Source organism: Saccharothrix sp. ST-888, assembly GCF_000955975.1.
GTDB lineage: Bacteria > Actinomycetota > Actinomycetes > Streptomycetales > Streptomycetaceae > Kitasatospora.
In genome coordinates, this window is sequence record NZ_JYJF01001123.1 from 1 (window position 1) to 246 (window position 246).

Here is a 246-nt window from a genome sequence, read left to right on the forward strand (position 1 = left end):
GTTCCCGGTGTTCGCGGATGCGCTGGACGAGGTGTTCGCGCACCTGGACCAGCACTTGGAGCGTCCGCTGCGCGAGGTGATGTTCGCGGACGACAGCGACCTCCTCGACCGGACCGGCTACACGCAGCCCGCGCTGTTCGCGATCGGGGTGGCGCTGTTCCGCCTCACCGAGTCGTGGGGTGTGCGGCCGGACTTCCTGGCCGGTCACTCGATCGGTGAGCTGGCGGCCGCGCACGTCGCGGGGGT

General features: G+C 70.7%; 1 protein-coding gene. It reads left to right on the forward strand.

Annotation, left to right across the window (positions count from 1 at the left end):
• Positions 1-246, forward strand: a 246-nt coding sequence (locus tag UK12_RS35895; RefSeq protein WP_045307425.1) for an acyltransferase domain-containing protein, incomplete at both ends; no start/stop codon positions are given.